This is a genomic window from Paracoccus nototheniae (assembly GCF_004335005.1).
Classification (GTDB): Bacteria; Pseudomonadota; Alphaproteobacteria; order Rhodobacterales; family Rhodobacteraceae; genus Paracoccus; species Paracoccus nototheniae.
The window spans coordinates 1-5,477 of the sequence record NZ_RQRT01000129.1; the positions used below are offsets into that span (position 1 = coordinate 1).

Genomic DNA, 5,477 nt, shown 5'->3' on the forward strand with positions numbered 1-5,477 from the left:
CATGTTCGGCAGGCTCAAGGATTGGAGGCGCGTGGCAACGCGATATGACAGATGTCCGAAGATCTTCCTCTCGGCCATCGCCCTCGCAGCAACCGTCATCTATTGGTTATGAATCCTGACCCTAGGCATGCGCGAGTCCGCTCGCGGATCAGTGCGCACTCGAAATCTCCTGGCGCCTCCCGGGCCTGTAGCATGAACTTGCCCTGCGGCGAGGCGGTGTTGATCGGTCATCGACCGAGCGGACAAAGGCGCCCATGTAAACTAGTGCACCAACGCTTAACGAGAATGGGGTTATTACACGAACTTTAGGCCGAAAGGCCCCGCAGCAAACTTGCCAAATACAACGAGCGTCGCTGCAAGCGTTTCACTCGATTCAAAATCACGTTCAGCGGATTCAGGACTGAGGCCAATTGTTGGGGAAATAGCCCACAGGACGGTTGTCTGATCCTCTTCATGGGTGACAACCCGTGACGGCAGACGCCCAAAGGCTCTCCTCTCGCCGCCGTCACACGCACCGCGACCGTCATGTTCCGGACATGGCCCACGAGCCTCGCCTGATGTAATCGATCAAAGCACGCAGCTTGGGTGCCATGTTCCGACGCTGCGGGAAGTAGAGAAAGAATCCTGGAAACGGCGGCAGGAAAGCACTCAGCACCGGGACAAGCTCACCTTTCTCCACGTAGGGTCGGAGGTTATCCTCCAAGGCGAGGGTGATGCCGCCTCCGGCAAGCGTCGTGCGCAGCATCAGTCGCAAGTCGTTGGTCGTGATCTGGGGCTCGACGGCGACGTCAAAGGGCACACCGTTTTCCTCGAACTCCCACCGGTAAGGCGCGACGTTGAGCGCGGGGCGCCAGCCGATACATCGGTGGCGCAGAAGGTCGCGGGGATGCATGGGTGAGCCGTGTGCGGCGAGATAGGACGGAGCAGCGGCCACCATTTCTCGCTGATCACCTGACAGCGGGATTGCGATCATGTCCTGCTCGATCACTTCGCCCAACCTGACGCCGGCATCGAAGCCGGCTTCGACGATATCGAATTCGACATCGGTGACGGTGACGTCGATCGTCACGCTTGGATATGCCGCCGCAAACGAGGCTATAAGCGGACCGGCGAGGAATTGCTCGGCGATCGAGGATGCCGCGATCCGCAAGAGTCCGCGCGTGTTGGTCTCTGACTCCACGCCCTCAAGTGCCGCTCCGATATCGGCGACCGGCTTCGACAACGCCTCGTACAGACTTCGACCCGCTTCCGTCAGGCGCACCGAACGTGTCGTGCGCAGCACAAGCGCCGTGCCCAAGGCATCCTCCAACCTCCGGATGCCCTGACTGACCGCCGAGCGGGTCACGTCAATACGATCAGCCGCGGCCCGGAAATTGTGTTCCTCTGCAACTGCAAGAAACAGCGGTAGAAGATTCAGGTCAATCTTCATTGTTCAGCCCCGCTAACCATCCAGTCCAGCACTGGACGGATACCGACACCCGCCCGGTACGTCCATCTTCTTTTCAGACCAACAGCGGGAGTATGACATGGAAAAGATCGTTCTGATTACCGGGGCGTCCAGTGGCATTGGCGAAGGTATCGCCAGGGAACTGGGCAGCGCCGGCGCAAAGGTGTTGCTGGGCGCACGCAGGCTGGATCGCATCAAGGCCATCGCAGCAGAAATCCGCAGTGCTGGCGGCACGGCCGAGGCGTGCGAACTGAACGTGACCGACCGTCGGTCGATGGCCGCCTTTGCCCAAGTGGCGATGGAGCAGTGGGGGCGCATCGACGTCCTGATCAACAATGCTGGAGTTATGCCGCTGTCACCGCTTTCCGCCGGCATGCAGGACGAATGGGATCGCATGGTCGACGTTAACATCAAGGGCGTACTCTGGGGCATCGGCGCGGCGCTGCCGGTTATGAAACAGCAGGGCAGCGGCCAGATCATCAATATCGGCTCCATCGGCGCCCTTGCGGTCGTGCCGACTGCCGCAGTCTATTGTGCCACCAAATTCGCGGTCCGGGCAATATCGGACGGACTGCGTCAGGAAAGCACAAACATCCGCGTCACCTGCGTCAATCCGGGGGTCGTGGAAAGCGAACTCGCCTCGACCATCACCGACGCGGAGACGATGGCGGCGATAAATGCCTATCGCGCCATTGCGCTTCAGCCAGCCGACATTGCCCGCGCCGTCCGGCAGGTGATCGAGGCTCCTGAGGGCGTAGATACAACCGAGATCACCATCCGCCCGACTGCATCCAGCAACTGAAGGGATCGGCCGGTGAGCACCCTGATATTCTCCGCAGGTTTTACGCCTGCCGAATTGCCAGCTGCCGCTTGAGCGAAATCATCACGCGTGGTTCGTAGCCTCCGCGGCGATCTCTCACCAGTCCTGGCATTCCAACGACGTACAGGAACCGGCAGCAATCATTCTCTTGAAAAATCTTGAGAAAGGAGCAACCCGATGAACGTCACGACGCCGATTTTATCTCTTAGTGGTTCTGCGTGCGCTGTCTTGTTGACCTTAGCGCTTGCCACGGCAGGAGGTTCGGGTCGGGCGGAACCTGCCGCACCCGACACCGCAACGGTCGCACAGAACGAGCGGATTGTTCGCAAGGCCTTTGACGCATGGACGGGAGGTGAGTCCGTGTTCGATCTGCTGTCGCCCGATGTCATTTGGACGATCCACGGCTCTGGCCCGGTCGCCGATACTTACAAAGGTGTCGAGGATTTCGTACAGCGGGCGTCGGTTCCTCTGGTCAGCCGGCTTGCGACCCCCCTCACGCCGGAGGTGCACAACATCTGGGCTGTCGGAGATATCGTCGTCATCCGCTTCGACGCCGCAGCCATCACGACCTCCGGCGCGCCTTACGGCAACGAGTTCGTCTGGATCTGGACCATAGAGGACGGTGTGGTCGTCGAGGCGGAGGCCTTCCTCGATCTCGTTGCCTATCAGGAGGTCGTCGACAACAATGAGCCGCGCGAGCAGTAGGCCGCTCAAAAGACCTTGCCGCGCGGGTCGCTTCCGCGCCCGCCCGGCGCATCTGAGTGCAATCAAAAGTAAAGGAGTTCACCCATGCAGTGCGCGTTTGCCGCCCTCATCGTCACTTCGCTTCTGACCCAACCCTTGCTCGCCGGAGACACGCCATTGTCAGCCAATCATCCTTATGTCGGTCTCTGGGTCACGGGAGATGGTCATATCCGCCACGAGCTTCTGCCCGATGGTTGCTATGTCGAAGGCCGCGGCGCGCGCGAGGTGGCCTACACGGGCCGCTACGAAGTGACCGGAACGCATATCGAGTACTGGGACGACACCGGGTTTACCGCAAATGGCGATTTCATCGAAGACGTTCTGCATCATGCTGGAATGATCCTCTATCGCCAATGATGCTCACGGCGATCGGCGGAGCCGTGGGCTGGCCGAATTGATGTCAAGGATGCTCCCTGCCATGACGCCTCGGCCTCACGTCTTCACGCAGCCCGTCAGGCGAACGCGACATCTGAATAGCCAACCTGGGCAGAGACCGCTCGAACGTCTGGACTGCATTCTTGCCGCAGTAGGTGAAGTGCAGGTTGATGACGGGGCAGAAACGGGGAGGATAGGGAAGACTTGGTAGTCGGCTTTACATAAGGGTCAAAAGGAAGGCTGACGCGGATTTTCGCGTGGCATCATTTATATCCGTCGCGGCCAGGCGATCTGCGACTATCTTGATGTCGAGAGGTCGAAGACGATGTCGTTCCTTGATGTATGCGATATCCTTATCGTCAAGGCGGGCCAGCTTCGAGACAACGAGGTCTTCAGGAGATGGGGCGATCGCTGTCACTGTGGCTCCGTCCAGTTTAACGGCGAGATGCATGACACGATCCTGCCATCCTGGAGGCAGAGTGGCTGTGCGAGCGTCAACACCATCTATATAAAAGCCATGAGCCTCGTGAAACATGGAGCCCCAACCGAACAGTGCGTTGATCTCTTCCGAGGCCTCATCGTCTGGATGTTCCTGTTCCCATCCTAGCCAATTTATCGGATAAGCGTCGATCTCGCCCGAGGTTCGCATCAAGATGGGAGCATCAGGCCATTCGAGAAGAACCGACTGGCTGCCGATGATCACGACCGTGTCTGTACGAAAATGTGTAGCAAGCGCGCGCACGGCTCGCTCAAGATCATCAATCGTACGGACCTCACTCACCGTAGGCCGTTGCCTGCATTTTCATGATCTTTCCCTTCTTCGCGATCTTCCAGACCCTCTTGCGAATCGTCGGATCCTTGAGGTCTGCAACGGACACGAACGGCGAGCTTAAGCGGAGACGGGTCATTTGGGACGATCGGGATGTAATCATCTTGCGGACCTCTTCCGGCTTACGACCTAGGATTTCCAGCCACTCCTGGTTGCTGCTCAGCGACCTTGGTCCGGTCGCCACGGTGCGCTTGACCACTTCGATCAGTTCGGGCTGCTGCGAAATACGACGAGCCACAAGGCGATGCATCAACAGCTTCGCCCGGTCGTTTACCTGCTCTTGGTTGACCCTCAAGTAGGTCACAGCATACCTCTTCAGCCCTAGAATACCCTGCTTAGATAAGCATTTTTGAAGACTTCAGGCAAGGTCTAGGCGCATCAGATATGCTCGAGCGGGTGTTCTTAGTCCCATATATTGGACTACGTCTCCCGGACGAGATTTTAGCGTACTGTGGTCAGATCAGCGGATAGAAGGATCGTCCGAGGGTTCGGACCCAGTTGGTTTAAATGACATCCAACACCCGAGGGCGCCAGCGTGTGCAACAAGGCGGAAATCGAAACTGATTGCAAATTGGGCGCAACAGTCGAAGGCAAGTGTCTAAAAGCTGACCTAAATAGCGGGGGCATGTCGTCCGACGAGCGTATTGAGGAAGTGGGCTACGCCTTAATCGAATATGCATATCGCAGGTCGGACCGTGCGATCGGTCCGGATCTCGCGACATAGTAAAGCGACCACATCATGCGGAACAAAATGGACCTGTCCCGGTTCTATTCCGGTCGGGTGCTCATTTTAGGCGGCCCTCTGTTCGAAGGCCACGGGTGATTTCCAGCCGAGGGCTGAGTGTTTGCGGCGCGGGTTGTAGAAGCCGTTGATGTATTCGAAGAGGGCGACTTCGACCTCACGGCGGGTTTGCCAGTTGCGACGCCAGACCAACTCGGCCTTGAGCGACTTGAAGAAGCTTTCGACGGCGGAATTGTCGTAACAGTTGCCTTTCCCACTCATCGACACCTTGAACCCGTGCTTGCGCAGCAGCTTCTGATAGTCGTGAGCGCAGTATTGCGATCCGCGATCCGTGTGATGAATGCACCCTTGTGGTGGCCTTCGGATCGCGATGGCCATGTTCAGCGCCCGCATGGCAAGATCCTGCTTCATGCGGTTGCTGATGGCCCATCCGACGACGCGCCTGGAGAAAAGGTCAATGATCACGGCAAGATAAACCCAACCCTCCCGCGTCCAGACGTAGGTGATGTCACCCGCCCAC

7 protein-coding genes and 2 pseudogenes are annotated in these 5,477 nt (G+C 58.4%); 4 read left to right on the plus strand and 5 right to left on the minus strand.

From position 1 onward, the window contains the following. Positions 1 to 112 (plus strand): annotated as a pseudogene (locus EG885_RS21695) (IS5/IS1182 family transposase); the annotation flags it as partial. A gap of 4 nt (positions 113 to 116) precedes the next feature. Here the strand turns inward: EG885_RS21695 and EG885_RS23405 are convergent. Both EG885_RS23405 and EG885_RS21700 read right to left on the minus strand, forming a co-directional pair. Continuing rightward, positions 117 to 253, minus strand: a pseudogene (locus EG885_RS23405) (recombinase family protein); the annotation flags it as partial. 270 nt (positions 254 to 523) lie between these two features. Next, on the minus strand, positions 524 to 1,429 hold the full coding sequence (locus EG885_RS21700; RefSeq protein WP_131578835.1) for a LysR family transcriptional regulator: 906 nt from the start codon (positions 1,427 to 1,429) through the stop codon (positions 524 to 526). Positions 1,430 to 1,526: 97 nt separating this feature from the next. Between EG885_RS21700 and EG885_RS21705 the strand changes: the two genes are divergently transcribed. The 3 genes from EG885_RS21705 (at position 1,527) to EG885_RS21715 (ending at position 3,368) form a co-directional block, all read left to right on the plus strand. Next, entirely contained in the window at positions 1,527 to 2,249 is a 723-nt protein-coding gene (locus EG885_RS21705; protein ID WP_131578837.1) for an SDR family oxidoreductase, read from the plus strand. Positions 2,250 to 2,444: 195 nt separating this feature from the next. Further along, a complete protein-coding gene (locus tag EG885_RS21710) occupies positions 2,445 to 2,972 on the plus strand; it encodes a nuclear transport factor 2 family protein (RefSeq protein WP_131578839.1) in 528 nt (175 codons plus the stop codon). A gap of 84 nt (positions 2,973 to 3,056) precedes the next feature. After that, positions 3,057 to 3,368, plus strand: a complete 312-nt coding sequence (locus tag EG885_RS21715; RefSeq protein ID WP_131578841.1) for an Atu4866 domain-containing protein — start codon at positions 3,057 to 3,059, stop codon at positions 3,366 to 3,368. A gap of 235 nt (positions 3,369 to 3,603) precedes the next feature. Here EG885_RS21715 and EG885_RS21720 read toward each other — a convergent pair whose 3' ends face one another. From EG885_RS21720 to EG885_RS21730, 3 genes are all read right to left on the minus strand, one after another. Next, positions 3,604 to 4,167: a DUF6036 family nucleotidyltransferase gene (locus EG885_RS21720; protein ID WP_131578843.1), complete on the minus strand. Its 564-nt coding sequence runs from the start codon at positions 4,165 to 4,167 to the stop codon at positions 3,604 to 3,606. Next, positions 4,160 to 4,519, minus strand: a complete 360-nt coding sequence (locus EG885_RS21725; protein ID WP_131578845.1) for a hypothetical protein — start codon at positions 4,517 to 4,519, stop codon at positions 4,160 to 4,162. The genes EG885_RS21720 and EG885_RS21725 overlap by 8 nt, the downstream gene beginning before the upstream one ends. A gap of 486 nt (positions 4,520 to 5,005) precedes the next feature. Continuing rightward, a partial coding sequence (locus EG885_RS21730; RefSeq protein ID WP_131578847.1) for an IS3 family transposase occupies positions 5,006 to 5,477 on the minus strand: 472 nt, incomplete at its 5' end.

Excerpts from the sequence above, each read along its gene's own strand:
- EG885_RS21700 (WP_131578835.1), bottom strand. The coding sequence starts at position 1,429 with ATGAAGATTGACCTGAATCTTCTACCGCTGTTTCTTGCAGTTGCAGAG.
- EG885_RS21705 (WP_131578837.1), top strand. The coding sequence starts at position 1,527 with ATGGAAAAGATCGTTCTGATTACCGGGGCGTCCAGTGGCATTGGCGAA.
- EG885_RS21710 (WP_131578839.1), top strand. The coding sequence starts at position 2,445 with ATGAACGTCACGACGCCGATTTTATCTCTTAGTGGTTCTGCGTGCGCT.
- EG885_RS21715 (WP_131578841.1), top strand. The coding sequence starts at position 3,057 with ATGCAGTGCGCGTTTGCCGCCCTCATCGTCACTTCGCTTCTGACCCAA.